Origin of the sequence: Citrobacter sp. S55_ASV_140, assembly GCF_018919505.1 — a bacterium.
In the GTDB taxonomy this organism is placed as follows: Bacteria; Pseudomonadota; Gammaproteobacteria; order Enterobacterales; family Enterobacteriaceae; genus Citrobacter; species Citrobacter werkmanii.
In genome coordinates this window covers 60,835-80,516 of the sequence record NZ_JAHLQZ010000002.1, presented here as the reverse complement: position 1 = coordinate 80,516, position 19,682 = coordinate 60,835, and the positions used below count along the sequence as shown (strand labels likewise).

At 50.1% G+C, this 19,682-nt stretch carries 20 protein-coding genes; 12 read left to right on the top strand and 8 right to left on the bottom strand.

Features of this window, described 5'->3' with window-relative positions:
• Positions 1–185 precede the first annotated feature (185 nt).
• From osmE to chbG, 7 genes are all read left to right on the top strand, one after another.
• On the top strand, positions 186–524 hold the full coding sequence (gene osmE, locus KQJ18_RS00885; protein ID WP_006684842.1) for an osmotically-inducible lipoprotein OsmE: 339 nt from the start codon (positions 186–188) through the stop codon (positions 522–524).
• A gap of 301 nt (positions 525–825) precedes the next feature.
• A complete protein-coding gene (gene chbB / locus KQJ18_RS00880) occupies positions 826–1,146 on the top strand; it encodes a PTS N,N'-diacetylchitobiose transporter subunit IIB (RefSeq protein ID WP_003030620.1) in 321 nt (106 codons plus the stop codon).
• 87 nt (positions 1,147–1,233) lie between these two features.
• On the top strand, positions 1,234–2,592 hold the full coding sequence (gene chbC / locus KQJ18_RS00875) for a PTS N,N'-diacetylchitobiose transporter subunit IIC (protein ID WP_006684840.1): 1,359 nt from the start codon (positions 1,234–1,236) through the stop codon (positions 2,590–2,592).
• Positions 2,593–2,646: 54 nt separating this feature from the next.
• Complete coding sequence (chbA, locus tag KQJ18_RS00870; protein WP_038640158.1) at positions 2,647–2,994, top strand: PTS N,N'-diacetylchitobiose transporter subunit IIA; 348 nt, start codon at positions 2,647–2,649, stop codon at positions 2,992–2,994.
• A gap of 13 nt (positions 2,995–3,007) precedes the next feature.
• Positions 3,008–3,847, top strand: a complete 840-nt coding sequence (chbR, locus tag KQJ18_RS00865; protein WP_003030617.1) for a transcriptional regulator ChbR — start codon at positions 3,008–3,010, stop codon at positions 3,845–3,847.
• 124 nt (positions 3,848–3,971) lie between these two features.
• Complete coding sequence (locus tag KQJ18_RS00860) at positions 3,972–5,327, top strand: 6-phospho-beta-glucosidase (protein ID WP_216421229.1); 1,356 nt, start codon at positions 3,972–3,974, stop codon at positions 5,325–5,327.
• Between the two features lie 12 nt (positions 5,328–5,339).
• Positions 5,340–6,098 (top strand): chitin disaccharide deacetylase, encoded by a 759-nt coding sequence (gene chbG / locus KQJ18_RS00855; protein WP_216421228.1) that lies wholly within the window; start codon positions 5,340–5,342, stop codon positions 6,096–6,098.
• A 37-nt stretch (positions 6,099–6,135) separates the two neighbouring features.
• On the opposite strand, the gene katE is transcribed toward chbG, so the two are convergent.
• Positions 6,136–8,394 (bottom strand): catalase HPII, encoded by a 2,259-nt coding sequence (katE, locus tag KQJ18_RS00850; protein WP_085049498.1) that lies wholly within the window; start codon positions 8,392–8,394, stop codon positions 6,136–6,138.
• A gap of 192 nt (positions 8,395–8,586) precedes the next feature.
• Here katE and cedA point away from each other — a divergent pair, with 192 nt between their 5' ends.
• On the top strand, positions 8,587–8,850 hold the full coding sequence (gene cedA / locus KQJ18_RS00845) for a cell division activator CedA (protein WP_071600734.1): 264 nt from the start codon (positions 8,587–8,589) through the stop codon (positions 8,848–8,850).
• A gap of 64 nt (positions 8,851–8,914) precedes the next feature.
• On the opposite strand, the gene tcyP is transcribed toward cedA, so the two are convergent.
• The 4 genes from tcyP to hxpB all read right to left on the bottom strand — a co-directional run bounded on the left by tcyP (position 8,915) and on the right by hxpB (position 12,693).
• The gene (gene tcyP, locus KQJ18_RS00840) at positions 8,915–10,306 is read right to left on the bottom strand and encodes a cystine/sulfocysteine:cation symporter (protein ID WP_006684833.1); all 1,392 of its coding nucleotides are present in this window, start codon (positions 10,304–10,306) and stop codon (positions 8,915–8,917) included.
• A gap of 135 nt (positions 10,307–10,441) precedes the next feature.
• Positions 10,442–11,041: a metal-dependent hydrolase gene (locus KQJ18_RS00835; protein ID WP_087050648.1), complete on the bottom strand. Its 600-nt coding sequence runs from the start codon at positions 11,039–11,041 to the stop codon at positions 10,442–10,444.
• An 83-nt stretch (positions 11,042–11,124) separates the two neighbouring features.
• On the bottom strand, positions 11,125–11,886 hold the full coding sequence (gene kduD / locus KQJ18_RS00830; RefSeq protein WP_137347194.1) for a 2-dehydro-3-deoxy-D-gluconate 5-dehydrogenase KduD: 762 nt from the start codon (positions 11,884–11,886) through the stop codon (positions 11,125–11,127).
• Between the two features lie 138 nt (positions 11,887–12,024).
• Positions 12,025–12,693 carry a hexitol phosphatase HxpB gene (hxpB, locus tag KQJ18_RS00825; RefSeq protein WP_069324269.1) on the bottom strand — a complete coding sequence of 223 codons (669 nt, stop codon included), beginning with the start codon at positions 12,691–12,693 and terminating at the stop codon, positions 12,025–12,027.
• 167 nt (positions 12,694–12,860) lie between these two features.
• Here hxpB and KQJ18_RS00820 point away from each other — a divergent pair, with 167 nt between their 5' ends.
• The gene (locus KQJ18_RS00820) at positions 12,861–13,397 is read left to right on the top strand and encodes a YniB family protein (RefSeq protein WP_069324268.1); all 537 of its coding nucleotides are present in this window, start codon (positions 12,861–12,863) and stop codon (positions 13,395–13,397) included.
• Between the two features lie 56 nt (positions 13,398–13,453).
• Here the strand turns inward: KQJ18_RS00820 and KQJ18_RS00815 are convergent, their stop codons facing one another.
• Both KQJ18_RS00815 and pfkB read right to left on the bottom strand, forming a co-directional pair.
• Positions 13,454–14,314, bottom strand: coding sequence for a fructosamine kinase family protein (locus KQJ18_RS00815; protein ID WP_069324267.1), 861 nt, complete (start codon positions 14,312–14,314; stop codon positions 13,454–13,456).
• Between the two features lie 270 nt (positions 14,315–14,584).
• A complete protein-coding gene (gene pfkB / locus KQJ18_RS00810; RefSeq protein WP_061381454.1) occupies positions 14,585–15,514 on the bottom strand; it encodes a 6-phosphofructokinase II in 930 nt (309 codons plus the stop codon).
• A 287-nt stretch (positions 15,515–15,801) separates the two neighbouring features.
• Here pfkB and KQJ18_RS00805 point away from each other — a divergent pair, with 287 nt between their 5' ends.
• Positions 15,802–16,560, top strand: coding sequence for a YdiY family protein (locus KQJ18_RS00805; RefSeq protein WP_038640176.1), 759 nt, complete (start codon positions 15,802–15,804; stop codon positions 16,558–16,560).
• Between the two features lie 165 nt (positions 16,561–16,725).
• Here KQJ18_RS00805 and yniD read toward each other — a convergent pair whose 3' ends face one another.
• Positions 16,726–16,833, bottom strand: coding sequence for a small membrane protein YniD (gene yniD, locus KQJ18_RS00800; protein ID WP_087856702.1), 108 nt, complete (start codon positions 16,831–16,833; stop codon positions 16,726–16,728).
• Positions 16,834–17,135: 302 nt separating this feature from the next.
• Here yniD and thrS point away from each other — a divergent pair, with 302 nt between their 5' ends.
• Positions 17,136–19,064, top strand: coding sequence for a threonine--tRNA ligase (thrS, locus tag KQJ18_RS00795; protein WP_032939806.1), 1,929 nt, complete (start codon positions 17,136–17,138; stop codon positions 19,062–19,064).
• 3 nt (positions 19,065–19,067) lie between these two features.
• Positions 19,068–19,610: a translation initiation factor IF-3 gene (gene infC, locus KQJ18_RS00790; protein WP_048997935.1), complete on the top strand. Its 543-nt coding sequence runs from the start codon at positions 19,068–19,070 to the stop codon at positions 19,608–19,610.
• Positions 19,611–19,682 lie beyond the last annotated feature (72 nt).

Genomic DNA, 19,682 nt, shown 5'->3' with positions numbered 1-19,682 from the left:
AAAATAAAATGATATGTTAAAGCTAACGCGTTGAGGCCCAAACGACAAGGGATGCAGGCCTGATATAACATCATTTTGTTTTAATAGAATTTTCCGAAACGGCCTAAGTATCATCTGATTGCTTGAAAAATGCGTTGTTGTGCTCCAGGCTTACATAACACGCTGAAAAAAAAGAGGACGAAAAAATGAACAAGAATCTAACAGGAATTCTGGGTGCAGCGGCTGTTTTGACTATGCTGGCGGGGTGTACGGCCTATGATCGTACCAAAGACCAATTTGTTCAGCCCGTAGTGAAAGATGTGAAGAAAGGGATGAGCAGGGCGCAGGTCGCGCAGATTGCCGGTAAGCCTTCTTCAGAAGTGAGCATGATCCATGCGCGCGGGACCTGTCAGACCTATATCCTGGGTCAACGAGATGGTAAAGCTGAAACCTATTTCGTTGCTTTAGACGATACCGGTCATGTGATTAACTCTGGCTACCAGACCTGCGCAGAGTACGACACCGACCCGCAGGCAGCGAAGTAGTAACAACTGTTTATTGCCTGAGCACTCTGAACAACCGGCCATCGCGCCGGTTTTTTTGTGCCGCACGATCTTATTTATTGCCGCGAATTATTTGCATAAAATGTGAGGGGGGTCATAACGACAGGTCAAGGAGAGACAATTTAGTTGGTCAAGGAAATACCATCCATCGGTACAATCCCGTATACTCGTTTCAGCCACCTAAAAAAGTAATTTAGCTGACGCAGGTTACCCAGAGCATGGATGCAGGTTATGGCTTGCGGAGTGTCTGGTTGACAGATAATCGCACATGAGGATCGTTTTAATGGAAAAGAAACACATTTATCTGTTTTGTTCTGCGGGCATGTCGACTTCATTGTTGGTATCGAAGATGCGTGCTCAGGCCGAAAAATACGAAGTGCCGGTTATTATTGAAGCGTTTCCTGAAACGCTGGCCGGAGAAAAAGGTCCAGCGGCCGATGTTGTGTTATTAGGTCCGCAAATTGCTTATATGTTGCCCGAAATTCAGCGTTTGTTACCCAACAAGCCTGTGGAAGTGATTGACTCGCTGCTGTATGGCAAAGTCGATGGTTTAGGCGTGCTTAAGGCTGCTGTTGCAGCAATTAAAAAAGCCGCAGCAAATTAATTATTTTATTTTAATTTTTCCCGTCAAAGAGTTATTTCATTAACATTCACCGCAATTATTAATTGCGGTATTTAAGGGTATTTTTCTATGAGTAACGCTATTGCTTCACTTGAAAAGGTACTCCTTCCTTTTGCTGTAAAAATTGGAAAGCAGCCGCACGTTAATGCAATCAAAAACGGTTTTATTCGTTTAATGCCGTTAACCCTCGCAGGGGCAATGTTTGTATTAATTAATAACGTTTTCCTGAGCTTTGGGGAGGGGTCGTTTTTTTATTCGATGGGCATTCGACTTGATGCTTCAACTATTGAAACGCTGAATAGCTTGAAAGGCATTGGTGGAAACGTCTATAACGGTACGCTGGGTATCATGTCATTGATGGCGCCGTTCTTTATCGGCATGGCGCTGGCAGAAGAACGCAAGGTCGACTCACTGGCTGCCGGGTTGTTATCTGTCGCCGCATTTATGACCGTCACACCGTACAGCGTGGGTGAAGCCTATGCGGTTGGCGCTAACTGGCTGGGCGGCGCGAATATTATTTCCGGTATTATTATCGGCCTGGTGGTCGCGGAAATGTTCACTTTTGTGGTCCATCGTAATTGGGTGATCAAATTACCTGATAGCGTACCGACATCCGTATCGCGTTCCTTCTCTGCGCTGATTCCTGGCTTTCTTATTCTCTCCATTATGGGGATCATCGCCTGGGCGCTGAACACCTGGGGTACCAACTTCCATCAGATCATTATGGATTCCATTTCAACGCCACTGGCATCGCTGGGTAGCGTAGTGGGTTGGGCCTATGTGATTTTTGTTCCGCTGCTGTGGTTCTTTGGTATTCACGGTTCTTTGGCGCTGACCGCGCTGGACAGCGGAATCATGACGCCATGGGCGCTGGAAAACATCTCTATCTACCAACAGTTTGGTTCCGTAGACGCTGCGCTGGAAGCCGGTAAGACGTTCCACGTCTGGGCGAAACCGATGCTCGACTCCTATATTTTCCTTGGGGGTAGCGGGGCAACGCTGGGTCTGATTATCGCTATCTTCCTGGCATCGCGTCGTCCTGACTATCGTCAGGTTGCTAAGCTGGCACTGCCGTCAGGTCTCTTCCAGATTAACGAACCTATCCTGTTCGGTCTGCCGATCATCATGAACCCGGTTATGTTTATTCCGTTCATTCTGGTTCAGCCGATTCTGGCGGCGATTACGCTGGCAGCTTACTACTCAGGCATTATTCCACCGATTACCAACATCGCGCCGTGGACTATGCCAACCGGTTTGGGCGCGTTCTTTAACACCAACGGTAGCGTCGCCGCTCTGCTGGTCGCGCTGTTCAACCTCGGTATTGCAACGCTGGTTTACCTGCCGTTCGTGGTAGTAGCCAACAAAGCTCAGAACGTTATTGATCAAGAAGAAAGCGAAGAAGATATCGCTAACGCATTGAAATTCTAAATTTAATCCGGCGTGGCTTCGCGGTCATGCCGGACTTAACCAGAGGAAAAAAGTATGTTGGATATCGAGAATATCGTCGACACGCAGTCAGAAGCAGAAGAACTTGAAGAAGTGGTGATGGGGCTCATCATTAATTCTGGTCAGGCGCGTAGCCTGGCATACGGCGCACTCAAAATGGCCAAGCAGGGGGATTTTGAAGCAGCGAAGACCATGATGGACCAGTCTCGCCTGGCGCTGAACGAAGCGCACCTCGTGCAAACAAAACTGATTGAAGGCGATCAGGGCGAAGGTAAAATGAAAGTCAGCCTGGTGCTGGTCCACGCACAGGATCATCTGATGACCTCGATGCTGGCGCGCGAGCTGGTCACTGAACTGATTGAACTTCACGAGAAGCTGAAATAGCGAGGAGTGCAAAATGCAGCTACAGATTAACGCACCGGAAATCAAAACCGTCTATGAACAGCAGCTGTTTAATGGCAAAAATTTCCATGTGTTCATCTATAACAAAACTGAGAGCATCAGTGGGCTGCATCAACATGACTACTATGAATTTACGCTGGTTTTAACCGGACGCTATTATCAGGAAATCAACGGTAAACGCGTATTGCTTGAGCGCGGGGACTTTGTTTTTATCCCGTTGGGATCGCATCACCAGAGTTTCTATGATTTCGGTGCGACAAGGATCCTCAACGTCGGTATCAGTAAACGTTTTTTTGAACAGCACTACCACCCGCTGCTGCCGTTTTGTTTCGTTGCATCGCAGGTCTATCGGGCGAATAACTCGTTTCTTACCTACATTGAAACGGTTATTGCATCACTGAACTTTCGTGAGAGCGGACTCGATGAATTTGTAGAAGTGGTCACCTTCTATATTATTAATCGGCTGCGCCATCATCGCGAAGAGCAGGTGCTGGATGATATTCCTCAGTGGCTCAAAACCACCGTCGAGACCATGCATGATAAACGGCAGTTTAGCGAGAATGCGCTGGAAAATATGGTACACCTGTCCGCGAAATCCCAGGAGTATCTGACCCGCGCAACCCAGCGTTATTACAGCAAAACGCCGATGCAGATCATTAATGAAATTCGCATTAATTTTGCTAAAAAACAGCTGGAAATGACTAACTATTCTGTAACGGATATTGCTTATGAGTCTGGTTACAGTAGTCCAAGCCTGTTTATTAAAACATTTAAAAAGCTGACGTCGTTTACGCCAAATAGCTATCGTAAGAAATTAACTGAATTTAATCAGTAGATATTATTTTCCAATAACTCATTTTTTATAGCTTGCCCTAAATAGCGTCGGGACAGCCACGCTATACCTGACAAACGGGTTGAGCATAATACATGTCAGTGTTTTGACACTGAAGGGAGAACGTATGAGCCAGAAATTAAAAATCGTCACTATCGGTGGCGGGAGCAGCTACACCCCTGAGTTACTTGAAGGCTTTATTAAGCGCTATCACGAATTACCGGTTTCTGAATTGTGGCTGGTTGATGTAGAGGGTGGTAAAGAGAAGCTGGACATTATTTTTGACCTTTGCCAGCGGATGATCGACAAAGCTGGCGTTCCGATGAAGTTGTATAAAACGCTGGATCGCCGCGAAGCGTTGAAAGATGCTGATTTCGTTACCACCCAACTGCGTGTAGGACAACTTAAAGCCCGTGAGAAGGATGAGCGTATCCCGCTGAGCCACGGTTATCTGGGACAGGAAACGAACGGTGCGGGCGGTCTGTTCAAAGGTTTGCGTACCATTCCGGTTATTTTTGACATTGTAAAAGATGTGGAAGAACTGTGCCCGAATGCGTGGGTGATTAACTTTACTAACCCGGCCGGGATGGTGACTGAAGCGGTCTATCGCCATACGAATTTTAAGAAATTCATCGGCGTGTGTAATATTCCCGTCGGCATGAAAATGTTCATTAGCGATGTGCTGGCGCTGAAAGAGAGCGATGATTTATCTATCGATCTGTTCGGTCTGAACCATATGGTCTTTATCAAAGATGTGCTGGTGAACGGCGTGTCACGTTTTGATGAACTGCTGGACGGCGTCGCATCGGGCGAGTTGAAAGCGTCTACCGTGAAGAACATCTTTGACCTGCCGTTTAGTGAAGGACTGATTCGTTCGCTGAAACTACTGCCGTGCTCTTACTTGCTCTACTACTTCAAGCCAAAAGAGATGCTGGCGATTGAGATGGGTGAATACTATAAGGGCGGGGCACGCGCTCAGGTGGTACAGAAAGTTGAGAAACAACTTTTTGATCTCTATAAAAATCCTGAGCTGAACGTTAAGCCGAAGGAGCTGGAGCAGCGCGGTGGCGCTTATTACTCCGACGCGGCCTGTGAAGTGATCAACGCTATCTACAACGATAAGCAGACCGAACATTATGTCAACATTCCGCACCATGGGCATGTCGATAACATTCCTGCGGACTGGGCGGTAGAAATGACCTGCACGTTGGGACGCAACGGCGCCACGCCACACCCACGTATTACTCATTTTGATGAGAAAGTCCTCGGTCTTATCTATACCATTAAAGGCTTTGAAGTGGCGGCGAGCAATGCGGCATTGAGCGGAGAGCTAAATGATGTGCTGCTGGCGCTGAACCTTAGCCCGCTGGTGCATTCTGACCGCGACGCTGAAGTCCTGGCGCGTGAATTGATTCTGGCGCATGAACAATGGCTGCCAAATTTCGCCGGGTGCATCGAGAAACTGAAAAGCGAACAACACTAACTGAGGTCGGCTATGGAACGCGTACTGATTGTGAATGCGGATGATTTTGGCCTGAGTAAAGGCCAAAACTACGGCATTGTTGAAGCCTGCCGCAATGGCGTGGTCACCTCGACGACGGCGTTGGTAAATGGCGCGGCGATTGACCATGCGGTACAACTGAGTCGTGACATACCTGCACTTGCCGTCGGGATGCACTTTGTTCTGACGCTGGGCAGACCGTTGACGCCAATGCCAGGCCTTACGCGTGACGGATTGCTGGGGAAATGGATCTGGCAAATGGCAGAAGAAGATGCTTTGCCGCTGGATGAAATTTCGCAAGAGCTGGCCGCGCAGTATCAGCGTTTTATAGACCTGTTTGGGCGGAAACCGACGCATCTGGATAGCCATCACCATGTGCATATGTTCCCGCAGATTTTCCCCATTGTCGCGAGCTTTGCAGCCGAACGAGGGATTGCGTTACGTATCGATCGTCAGGCGGTGTGCCAGTCGTCTGATTTACCCGACACGTTGCGTTCTTCCCAGGGATTCAGCAGCGAGTTTTATGGCGAAGCGATTTCTGAGGCGCTGTTTTTACAAACGCTGGATGCCTCAGCAGACCGGGGAGAGTCCTCACTGGAAGTCATGTGCCATCCAGCCTTTATCGATGACACTATTCGTCAAAGTGCCTACTGTTACCCCCGCTTAACTGAGCTTGACGTTCTGACGTCTTCGTCACTGAAATATGCTATTGCGGAGCGCGGTTATCGTCTTGGCAGTTTTCTGAACGTGTAATTCCTGAGTTTGCGGCGCAATTATGCGCCGCATTTTTTTAGGCAGGGATCGCGTCGATTTTTCCGGCTCGCGACCAGACACGATGCGCAGTCATCAGTGTCAGTAAGGTATCCATAAACTGTGCGTCTGCACTGTCCGCTTCTACCACGCCTTCCTCACTCTGATTTGTGATATTCAATGCAGCTTTAAGCTGGCGAGCATCTCCAGCCAGGGCGATAGGTTTCAGGTGCTTATACGCTTCCAGTAAGTAATATTTCGCATCGCCATTCATGGCGATATCCGCGATATTCCCACCCGGAACGATAACCGCATCGACCGTCAGCGACGGCGAGCCGGCAAAGGTACCCGCGATCGTCAGGACGGAGCCATCGTCGGCAACCACATTACCCATTCTGGAATAGAGCAACCTGGCATGAACGCCTTTCGACTGCAGGGCCTGCATAATGGTGAGCAGATCGTCTGCCTTTACCTGATCATTGAGCAGAATGGCGACCACGCGGCCTTTGATATCACCTTTTGATCCCGCATATAAACTAAGCGAAGGCGCATTGGTTAACCCGTTGACGTCCGGTGGAGGGGAGATCTGGGTTTGCTCTTCGGTCAGTTCAAAACCGAGGTTGCTGGCCACGGACTGCGCCAGAGTGGTATCAATATGCGCCAGATGATCGACCACTCTTTCGCGAATATAAGGCCGGGTCACTTTGCTGAGTTCGAAACTGAATCCGCCAATAATATGCTGTTGCTCTATTGGCGTCTGGCTTAGCCAGAACAGGCGAGGGTGGGCATAGTATTCGCCGAAAGAGGGGCTACGCTCACGAATTTTATTCCCGTCAATGCGCTCCTGATACGACTCAAATCCACCACGTTTTGGCCCGGGCGGCGTTTCTCGTGGCCAGTTGTCATTGATGGAGTTAGGTTCATAGTTGGCGGGATTGGTATCAATATCCATGCGATGCATACCGTCGCGTTGGAAGTTATGGTACGGGCAGGTAGGGCGATTGATCGGGATTTCATGGAAGTTGGGCCCACCCAGGCGACTGATCTGTGTGTCCGTATAGGAGAACAGTCTGCCCTGTAACAGAGGGTCATTGGTAAAATCGATGCCCGGAACGATGTGACCGGGATGAAATGCCGCCTGTTCGTTTTCCGCGAAGAAATTGTCCGGGTTGCGGTTTAGTACCATTTTACCGACGCGCTGAACCGGAACCAGCTCTTCCGGGATGAGTTTTGTCGGGTCGAGCAGGTCAAAATCGAATTTAAACTCATCTTCCTCCGGAATTAACTGCAGGCCAAGTTCGTATTCTGGGTAATCGCCGGCTTCAATTGCCTCCCACAGATCGCGGCGATGGAAATCAGGATCGCGACCCGTCAGTTTCTGTGCTTCATCCCATACCAAAGAAGCTTTGCCAGCCAGCGGTTTCCAGTGGAAGCGGACGAAAGTGGCTTTCCCCTGCGCATTAATCAGCCGAAAAGTATGGATGCCAAAACCTTCCATCGTGCGATAACTGCGCGGGATCCCCCGGTCAGACATCGCCCACATCACGTTGTGCAGGGTTTCAGGTTGCAATGAGACATAATCCCAGAAGGTATCATGCGCGCTTTGGCCCTGTGGGATGGCCCAATGTGGCTCCGGTTTTACGGCGTGGACGAAATCCGGGAATTTATGTGCATCCTGAATAAAAAAGATCGGCGTGTTATTTCCTACCAGATCAAAGATGCCCTCTTCAGTATAAAATTTTGTCGCAAATCCCCGAATATCCCTGACCGTATCCGCTGAGCCTGCGCCGCCCTGTACTGTTGAGAAACGGACAAAAACGGGTGTTATCTTGTTTTCTTCGGACAAGAAATCGGCTTTTGTCGTTGCGCTTAAATCGGTATAGGACTGAAAGTAACCGTGCGCGGCTGACCCTCGAGCGTGAACGATACGTTCTGGTATACGTTCGTGATCAAAATGGGTGATTTTTTCTCGCAGGATAAAATCTTCCAGTAATGTTGGCCCGCGATTTCCGGCGCGCAGCGAGTTTTGATCGTCTGCAATGCGTACGCCCTGATTGGTGGTCAGGGCAAATTCTTCGCTTCCTTTGCGAAAACTGTCCAGCGCGTTGAGTTTGTCACTTCTGATGTCAGGCGCTTTTAAGCTGCCGGACGTGGTGGGTTGCATGCCCGGAGGCGTGGGTTCAGGCGTTGGACGATGTGAACCGTCTGCTGGCGCCAGGGAATCAAGACCGGGTTTGGACTCGCTGGCATCATGAACCGGCGCAGTGTGATGGAGCGGATGCTTATCTTTCTGTGACATTAAACTCGTCTCCTGTATTCATCGCTGAAAGGGTCGTTGTTGCTGTCAAAAGCTTTAACTATAGACCACTCACTCAGCCCTGCAGGAATATACCGGGGAAGTAAAGCGCGATGAGACAGGCAAACCGCGCACGCAAGGCAGGACGCGGGAGGGGAAAATCGGCTAAGATAGCGGTTTTCTGATTTTTAGAATTTGTCTTTAGTGAAACAACTGATTATGAAACCTCTTCGCCAACAAAATCGTCCGGTTATTAGCTACGTGCCCCGTGTGGAGCCTGCTCCGCCAGAGCATGCGGTTAAAATGGATGCGTTTCGTGACGTATGGATACTGCGCGGTAAATATGTCGCTTTTGTCTTAATGGGGGAGTCGTTTCAGCGTTCGCCTGCATTTACGGTTCCGGAATCAGCGCAACGCTGGGCTAATCAGATTCGCCAGGAAAATGAACTGAGCGATTAACTGGATATAAAAAAACCGCCGGAGCATGACACGCCGGCGGTTTTTTGTTTATCAGCAAACAGGCTTAGCGATGCGCCAGTTCGGCGTTATCGTCGCTGTCCAGAATCGTTTTGTCGGTCTGCTTCAGCCACTGGCTGGTCAGCGTACCGGCAGTCATGGAGCCGCTGACATTCAGCGCCGTACGACCCATATCAATCAGCGGTTCAACGGAGATCAGCAGCGCGACCAGCGTTACCGGCAGACCCATGGCAGGCAGAACGATCAGCGCGGCAAAGGTCGCGCCGCCGCCCACACCCGCAACGCCTGCGGAACTCACGGTCACGATACCTACCAGCGTGGCAATCCACATGGGATCCAGCGGGTTAATACCGACAGTTGGGGCGACCATCACCGCCAGCATGGCCGGGTACAGGCCGGCACAGCCGTTCTGACCAATCGTGGCGCCAAAAGAGGCGGCAAAACTGGCAATGGATTCAGGTACGCCCAGACGACGGGTTTGTGCTTCAACATTTAGCGGGATGGACGCGGCGCTGGAACGGCTGGTGAAAGCGAAAGTCAGGACAGGCCAGACTTTGCGGAAGTATTTCAGCGGGCTAACGCCGTTAACTCCCAGCAGGATCCCGTGTACCACAAACATAATGCCCAGACCGAGATACGAAGCGACGACGAAGCTGCCAAGCTTGATGATGTCCTGCAGGTTGGAGCCTGCAACCACTTTAGTCATCAGCGCCAGAACACCGTACGGCGTTAACTGCATAACCAGACGAACCAGCTTCATCACCCAGCTTTGCAGGGTATCGATAGCGACCAGAACACGCTCGCCTTTTGGGGCGTCATCTTTCAGCAGTTTCAGTGCGGCTACACCGAGGAATGCTGCGAAGATAACCACGCTGATAATTGACGTCGGGTTCGCTCCGGTAAGATCGGCAAACGGGTTTTTCGGGATGAACGACAGCACCAGTTGCGGAACGCTGAGGTCGGCTACTTTGCCAACATAATTGGTTTCAATGGCATTCAGGCGCGCGGTTTCAGCCCCGCCTTGTACCAGACCTTCGGCGGTCAGGCCGAACAGGTTGGTCACCAGAACACCTACCAGCGCGGCAATCAGCGTGGTAAACAGCAGCGTGCCGATGGTCAGGAAGCTAATTTTACCTAACTGAGAGGCGTTGTGCAGACGCGCAACGGCACTGAGAATAGAGGCAAAGACCAGCGGCATAACAATCATTTGCAGCAACTGGACGTAACCGTTGCCGACAATGTTGAACCACTGTACGGAATCTTTAAGAACCTGGCTGTCGGAGCCATAAATGGTGTGCAGCGCGAGGCCGAACACCACACCCATGACCAGACCGACCAGTACTTTTTTTGCCAGACTCCACTGTTTGTGACGGGCTTGCGCCAGCACGAACAGCAGCACTACGAACACGATAATGTTCGCGATTAATGGAAAGTTCATCCCCGTTCTCCTGATCTTATTATGCGGATCACCGTACGATGGTGATTCAGTTGGCGCAAGATTAGCAGAACTGTGACATGCCTCTTATATTCAAATGGAATTGTTTATGCCAAAAATGACATTTCGGCTGATTTATTAGTCAACCTGGTGCGTTATGAAACGATTAAACTGCATTTGTAGCGTATTTATCATTTGCGATGACCAGCGTACTGCACTGTTTTCTTGTACGGTCTGTGGCATCCAGATGGCCCAGGCAAACAGCGCCATACACAGGAATCGCTCCAGTTGATTCCCTTTTTGCGGCACAAGGATCGGCAGGCGAAAGCGCCAGCGACAGGGCCAAAGCAGGGGGACGCCTGCCGGGGTCAGCATGTCGGCCAGAATGTGGCTGAGATAACCGAGAACCATGCCCTGTAAGGCATCAGCTGGAATTATCCAGGTATCAGGGACTTTCAGGTAAAACGTGGCCAGCAGGGCAAAGACTGCCAGCAGGCTATGCGTAAACCCGCGATGGCCAAATGCGCGGGCAATGGGTTTCGATATCCACTTCAGACGCTGTCCGAGCAGAGATTTTGGATGATCGATATCCGGTAGCAGACATGTCAAAATGGCTGAAGGAACAATATGCCACCAGTCACCCTGCGCAAGAACGGGCGTTAGCTCGGCATTTTTGGCAAATACCGCACAGGCAATAGAAAAAAGAAGGTGGCCTTCCGCCGTCATGATAAAACCCAATAAACTGTCGATTCATACAGTATAGGGGTTTTATACAGTAGGCGGAAGAGGTGACGTTGTAACCCTTTGTCACAAGTGCGACATTACCGCGCCAGCCAACCACCATCCACGGCCAGCGTATAACCATGAATATAGTCAGAGGCTGAACTTGCGAGGAAAACGACCGGGCCTTTCAGATCGTCTGGCTTTCCCCAGCGTCCGGCTGGAATACGATCGATAATCTCCTGATTGCGCTCGCTGTCTTCACGTAGTTGCTGCGTGTTATTGGTCGCCATATAGCCTGGCGCAATAGCGTTGACATTAATACCTTGTGCAGCCCATTCATTAGCCAGCAGGCGGGTGATACCCAGTACACCGCTTTTCGATGCGGTATAGGAAGGAACGCGGATCCCGCCCTGAAATGAGAGCATTGAGGCAATATTAATTATTTTCCCACCGTTACCCTGCGCCACAAACTGGCGCGCCACGGCCTGCGACAGAAAGAACACGGATTTGAGATTCAGGTTCATCACGTCATCCCAGTCTTTTTCGCTGAAGTCCAGCGCATCCTGGCGACGTATGGTGCCCGCATTATTGACCAGAATATCGATCCGACCAAATGCCTCCACCGTTTGTGTCACAATGCTGGCGAGTACGTCCTGTTGGCTGAGATCGGCCTGAATCGCCATAAAACGTCGACCGAGCGCGTTAATTTTCTCTGCGGTTTCATGCGGGGTTTTACGATTCACTCCGACCACATCACAGCCAGCTTCAGCCAGCGCCAGTGCCATACCTTGTCCAAGGCCGGTATCACATCCGGTGACGATGGCAACTTTACCTGCGAGACGAAAAGCGTCCTGAATCATATTCACCTCAATTATTCATTCCATTCACACTTTACCATGCGGAAAGAATAGGAGAGGCTGAGCAGAAATACAATGAAAATGAAACGCCGTTTTAAAAAACAATCTCACGGGCAATGATTCGCATTGCCCGTGAGAGGATTAGCCGCGCAGATGAACGGCTGTAAGTTCGGTGAGCGAGGACAGTTTTACGTCGGCCAGTACATAGCGAGGATCGTCCTGATTTTCATGTGCAGGCACCACGATAGAGCGCATGCGAGCCGCTTTCGAGGCGATCATGCCGTTGACTGAATCTTCCAGGGCAACGCAACTCAAAGGATCAATGCCCAGTTTCGCTGCGCAATCGAGATACACCTGCGGGTGCGGTTTGCTGTAGGGAAGTTTCTCTGCGGAGGCCAGTGCATCGAAGCTGTCGCGTAAACCAAACATGGTCAGCACTTTTTCCAGCATATGCAACGGTGATGCGGATGCCAGCCCGACCAAAAGTCCCTGCGATTTGCACAACGCCACGGCTTCACGTACGCCAGGCAGCAGCGGTCTTGTTTCTTCAACTAACGCAATAGCCCGCGTGATGATACGTTCAGTCACTTCCTGACGTGTGGGGCCATTCCACGGTTGCTGCGCAAACCACAAATCAACCACCATGTCGATGCGTAAGCCAAGGGTATCGGGAAGCTCATGGCGGCGAGTGATATCAACGCCTAAACTTGCCATCACATCCAGTTCGGCCTGATCCCAGAGCGGTTCTGAATCGACCAGTAATCCATCCATATCGAAAATTGCAGCAAGAATTTGACGCGGGGTTGACATCACAACCTCTCCTTTAGGGTGATAAAAGGGATTTCGAGCCAGTCATAACAGGCTCTGAGCGTTCATTATGGCTAATTCTCTATTATACCGCCTTTAAAGATCAGGCGAAAACGGTTATCAACGGGTAAACTTAGGCCAAAATGACACGTCTTTATCAAGGGGAACTCATGACGTATCAACAAGCTGGACGCATTGCCGTCTTGAAAAGGCTGGTGGGATGGGTGATTTTCATTCCCGCGCTGATTTCAACACTGGTTTCTGTACTGAAGTTTATGTATGCGCACAGCGAAAAGCAGGAGGGGATTAATGCGGTGATGCTCGATTTTGCCCATGTAATGATCGACATGATGCGGGTGAACACCCCCTTTCTTAACGTATTTTGGTATAACTCGCCGACACCCGATTTTCAAAGTGGACTCAATCTCGTTTTTTGGCTGATTTTCATCCTGATTTTTGTCGGCTTAGCGTTGCAGGATTCAGGTGCAAGAATGAGCCGTCAGGCGCGTTTTTTACGCGAAGGTGTTGAGGATCAACTGATTCTGGAACAGGCCAAAGGCAGTGAAGGGTTATCACGCGCACAAATTGAATCACGTATCGTGGTACCGCACCATACGATCTTTTTACAAATTTTTCCGCTGTATATATTGCCGGTGATCGTTATCGTCATCGGCTACTTCTTCTTCTCATTACTGGGCTTTTTGTAAGCGTTGAAACATCAGGCCTGCCGCATTGTGTAACGTCAGGTCTGATAAGCGCGTTGTTAAGCCGCCAGTAACCTATCCATCGCTTTCTGCGCCACAACCAGATGCTGCCCTCCGAACAGAATAGCCCGATTCAGCAGCGTATAGAGCTGGTAGACAGGCTGTCTGTCAAGAAAATCCAGGGGGAGCGGCGAGACGGACTGATAACCATCATAAATTTGCGGCGGCTGCTCGGTATGTAACGGCAGCATTGCCAGATCGCACTCTCTGTCTCCCCAGTAGCAGGCAGGGTCGAAGATGTAAGGACCGTTCGGGCCGAGCGCGCAGTTTCCCGACCACAAATCCCCATGCAGGAGAGACGGCTGCGGCTGATGGGACGAGAGGCGTTGCTGAACATGCTCGACAATGGCGTCAATATTGCCAAACGCAATACCTTTTTCAGCGGCGAGTTCCAGTTGCCAGCCAATGCGCTGCTCGGCAAAAAAAGTTGACCAGCGACGTTGCCAGGCATTGGGTTGTGGCGTGGTCGAGAGCGCATTGTCGAAGTCGAGTCCGAACTGCGGCTGATCGCTCCATTCATGCAAATGCGCAAGCTGTTGGCCGAGGATAAATGCATTGTGCGCGTCAAGCGGACGGGGAGGGAGGAAGTCCATCACCAGGAAACTGTAATCTCTGTCTGCGCCTACCGCCCAAACTTTCGGTACAGATACGGTTTGACTGCGGGAAAGTAGCTCCAGTTGATCGGCTTCCGCCGTAAAGCCGGTCAACAGCTCTCTTTCATCGCATTTGACGAAAAAATCGCGCCCCGCATAGCGTAAATGCCATGCGGCGTGGATCTCTCCGCCGGGCAGTTCATTACGCAGTTCGATTTCGCCTTCACCTAATTGCTCGCTTAAAAGACGACTGATAGCCTGCCACATGATGTCTCTCCCCATGTTGTCTGCCAGATCATAAGGTTAGCGCAAGAATGCGGTTAAAAAACACGAACTGACGCACACCACGGACGCGTCATCGCTGGAAAGGCACTTAATGTTTGTCGTTCTTCTTCATCTCGCACAGTTGTGGAGACGTCTGTTTGCACATGATTCACTTCTTTGTAATCACGTGATTTTTTATCATAGACGTATAACAACCATGCCGACAGTTTTACCGGAAAATCCCCCTTCATATTAAGAAGGGGGACGGTGGTATTACTGCGCAAGGTATGCATATATTTTTTGCGTATCGTCCAAAGCGCACAGACGCGTCCCCTGATTCAGGGTTGCTGCGCTACCGGCGGCAACCCCGAAACGAACAATATCGTCAAAAGGTGCGTTCTCAGCCAGTTTAAGCGTCATGGCGCCGACCATGCTGTCGCCTGCGCCTACGGTACTTTGACTTTTCACCGGTGGTGGAACCACCTGGACGCAGGTGTCGCGATCAACGCCCAGCGCCCCTTGTGGCCCAAGAGAGACCACGACGCGGTGTGCTTTACCCGATTGCACAATCTCCTGCGCGGCTTTACGCACGTCATCAGGTTGGGTGAGTTCGCGGTTCACCAGCGCGCTCAGTTCTTTGAGGTTGGGTTTGACCAGTTCGATATTGCCGATGGCTAACGCCGCCGTTAGCGCCTCGCCTGAGCTATCGACGATGCAGCGAATACCCTGTTTTTGTGCTGAGGTAACGAGTCGGGTCAGCTTCTCAAGTTGTACGCCAGGCGGCAAACTGCCGCTAATCACCAGCAGCGCGCCGGACTCAATTTCCAGCACCTGATCCTGAAGTTGATAGAACTCATCATCGGTCAGCGCAGCCCCGGGCATAACGAAGCGATACTGCTCACCGCTGGACTCAACGTGGACGTGCAGATTTTGGCGGGTCCAGTCTTTGGCTTCGACTGTAGAGACGGGAACATTTTCGTCGGCGAGCAATGCAACAAGATGCTCACCCGTGGCCCCGCCCGCGGGGAAGATAGCCGTCGCAGTACCGCCAAGATGCGCTATTGCACGAGCGACGTTAATGCCGCCGCCACCGGGTTCAAAAACCGGCGAGGTACAGCGAAGTTTACCCTCAGGGTAGATTTGCGGAGTAATTGTTGCGCTATCGAGAGAGGGCGCAAGTGTTAACGTATAGATACGTACCATCTTTACCTCCTGTTAGGCTGCCTTCAGTCTGGCACTTAACATCCCGAAAGTGAAGTAATTAACAACATGATTTTTCATATCTTTATTTAAAATTATCGGGTCAAAGTTATATAAATAAAATATCGATTTAAGAACGCTCTTATTCAAAAAATGAAATAAGAATTTATTGCTATGTTATTCGAGTCTTTTTATAATTTGTTACCTTTCAAGGGTCTTTTGTCATTGATCCATATGAAAGTTTCCGAGACCGTTATGGTCTCTTTTTTTGTTGTACGGACTCTTAATAAATGAAGCTTTTGAAGACAGTGCCCACAGCATTCATGCTGATGGGAGGCCTGCTTGCGTCAATGCATGCTGCCGCCGATGATTCCGTTTTTACTGTCATGGATGATCCTTCCAGCGCGAAAAAACCCTTTGAAGGTAACCTGAACGCGGGATATCTCGCCCAGTCAGGCAACACAAAAAGTTCTTCTTTAACTGCAGACACCAACATGACCTGGTATGGTCAAACTACGGCGTGGTCTCTGTGGGGAAATGCCAGCAACACCTCCTCAAATGATGAGCGTTCATCAGAGAAATATGCCGTAGGGGGCCGTAGTCGTTACAACATGACCGACTATGACTATCTCTTTGGGCAGGCAAGCTGGTTGACCGACCGCTACAACGGTTACCGCGAGCGTGACGTACTGACCGCAGGTTACGGCCGTCAGTTCCTTAATGGGCCGGTGCACAGCTTCCGTTTTGAATTCGGTCCTGGTGTTCGTTATGACGAGCACACTGATGGCACCACCGAAACGCAGCCGTTGGGCTATGCGTCCGGGGCGTATGCGTGGCAGATGACGGATAACACCAAATTTACTCAGGGTGTATCGGTATTCGGTGCTGACGATACGACACTCAACTCTGAAACGGCTTTGAACGTTGCCATCAATGAACACTTCGGGTTAAAGGTGGCTTACAACGTGACCTGGAACTCTGAACCGCCGGCAACGGCGCCGGAGCATACCGATCGTCGAACGACTGTTTCGCTCGGTTATCGTATGTAATGACAAGCCGGGTCAAATAATTGGCCCGGTTTTCCCAATTAAAGTTAAGTTTATTTAATATTTACTCTACGTTTTATTTTTACCACGTACCAATAACGCGCTATTTTTCAGGTAAATTCTATTTAATAGATAAATAAACGGAACCGTACTGCCGGTGCCAATAATTTAACCCCAGATCATTGCGGCCCAACGCAGCATCAGCATGGCCGCACAAATAACAAGCAGAATCACAACTATTTTCCAGTGTTTCTTCGCAAAGCGATTTGTTGGCATAGTTCTTTCCCGCTCATATTCGATGACTTTCGGCAAGTGTAACAAAGACGTCAGGGTGTCAGTGAATTGATTTACATCATACAGTGCGCGTTGATTGCTGCTTTGATCGGCTCGTAACACCGTGTACACTGTCAACGGTGTTATCAAAAAAAGGGCGTAGGTCCAGCGTCGCCACCAAGGCGACCCGTGACATATTTCGCAGAGTGAAGCGGGAATCAGCCCATACCTTTTTGATAATTTTAAATATTGAATCTTTGTATGTGCTCTTACGTGTGGGGCACCACTGCAAATAAGGATATAACATGCCTGTTATTACTCTTCCTGATGGCAGCCAACGCCATTACGACCACGCTGTAAGCCCCATGGATGTTGCGCTGGACATCGGTCCAGGTCTGGCGAAAGCCACGATTGCTGGCCGTGTTAACGGTGAGCTGGTAGATGCTTCCGATCTGATTGAACATGATGCGAAGCTCTCCATCATCACCGCGAAGGATGAAGAAGGTCTGGAGATCATTCGTCACTCCTGTGCGCACCTGTTAGGGCACGCGATCAAACAACTCTGGCCGCACACCAAAATGGCGATCGGACCGGTTGTTGACAACGGTTTTTACTACGATATCGATCTTGACCGTACGTTAACCCAGGAAGACGTCGACGCGCTCGAGAAGCGGATGCACGAGCTCGCTGAGAAAAACTACGATGTCATTAAGAAGAAAGTCAGCTGGTACGAAGCGCGTGAAACCTTCGTGAAGCGTGGCGAGACCTATAAAGTCTCTATTCTTGATGAAAACATTGCCCATGATGACAAGCCTGGCTTGTACCATCATGAAGAATATGTCGATATGTGCCGTGGCCCGCACGTGCCGAACATGCGTTTCTGCCATCACTTCAAACTGATGAAGACCGCTGGGGCATACTGGCGTGGCGACAGCAATAATAAGATGCTGCAGCGTATTTATGGTACTGCATGGGCAGATAAAAAAGCCCTCAACGCCTACCTGCAACGTCTGGAAGAAGCCGCCAAACGCGATCACCGTAAAATCGGTAAACAGCTTGACCTGTATCATATGCAGGAAGAAGCGCCGGGTATGGTGTTCTGGCACAATGATGGCTGGACTATCTTCCGTGAACTGGAAGTCTTCGTTCGTTCGAAACTGAAAGAATATCAGTATCAGGAAGTTAAAGGTCCGTTCATGATGGACCGCGTGCTGTGGGAAAAAACAGGTCACTGGGATAACTACAAAGATGCGATGTTCACGACGTCTTCAGAGAACCGTGAATACTGCATTAAGCCCATGAACTGCCCGGGCCACGTACAGATCTTTAATCAGGGTCTGAAATCTTATCGCGATCTGCCGCTGCGTATGGCTGAGTTTGGTAGCTGCCACCGTAACGAGCCGTCAGGCGCGCTGCACGGTCTGATGCGTGTTCGTGGCTTCACTCAGGATGATGCGCATATCTTCTGTACTGAAGAACAGATCCGTGATGAAGTTAACGCTTGTATTCGTATGGTCTACGATATGTACAGCACCTTTGGCTTCGAGAAGATCGTCGTCAAACTGTCCACTCGCCCCGAAAAACGTATCGGTAGCGATGAAATGTGGGACCGTGCTGAAGCTGACCTGGCCGTTGCGTTGGAAGAAAACAACATCCCGTTTGAGTTCCAACTGGGTGAGGGCGCATTCTACGGTCCGAAAATTGAATTTACCCTGTATGACTGCCTCGATCGTGCATGGCAGTGCGGTACTGTACAGCTGGACTTCTCTCTGCCGTCCCGTTTAAGCGCCTCTTATGTTGGCGAAAACAACGAGCGTCAGGTGCCGGTTATGATTCACCGCGCAATTCTTGGGTCGATGGAACGTTTCATCGGTATTCTGACCGAAGAGTTTGCTGGCTTCTTCCCGACCTGGCTTGCGCCGGTTCAGGTTGTGGTCATGAACATTACCGATTCTCAGTCTGAATACGTTAACGAATTAACGCAGAAACTACAAAATGCGGGCATTCGTGTAAAAGCAGACTTGAGAAATGAGAAGATTGGCTTTAAAATCCGCGAGCACACTTTACGTCGTGTCCCTTACATGTTGGTCTGTGGCGACAAAGAGGTTGAAGCAGGCAAAGTTGCCGTGCGCACCCGTCGTGGCAAAGACTTGGGCAGCCTGGACGTAAATGAAGTGATTGAGAAGCTGCAACAAGAGATTCGCAGCCGCAGTCTTCAACAACTGGAGGAATAAGGTATTAAAGGCGGAAAACGAGTTCAAACGGCACGTCCGAATCGTATTAATGGCGAGATTCGCGCCCTGGAAGTTCGCTTAACAGGTCTGGAAGGCGAAGCTTTGGGTATTGTGAGTCTGAGAGAAGCAATCGAAAAAGCTGAAGAAGCTGGAGTAGATTTAGTTGAAATCAGCCCTAACGCCGAACCGCCAGTTTGTCGTATTATGGACTACGGCAAGTTCCTTTATGAAAAGAGTAAGTCTTCTAAGGAACAGAAGAAAAAGCAAAAAGTTATCCAGGTTAAGGAAATTAAATTCCGTCCTGGCACCGACGATGGCGATTACCAGGTAAAACTCCGCAGCCTGGTACGCTTTCTGGAAGATGGCGATAAGGCTAAGATCACGCTGCGTTTTCGCGGCCGCGAGATGGCCCACCAACAGATCGGTATGGAAGTGCTCAACCGCGTCCGTGACGATCTGAGTGAACTGGCAGTAGTCGAATCCTTCCCTACGAAGATCGAAGGCCGTCAGATGATCATGGTGCTCGCTCCTAAGAAGAAACAGTAAGGCCTTCAAGTAGCAATGTCTGTGGAGCCTGCGGGTTCCACAGCCGTTGTTCGCCTACGTTTCGTTTATTAA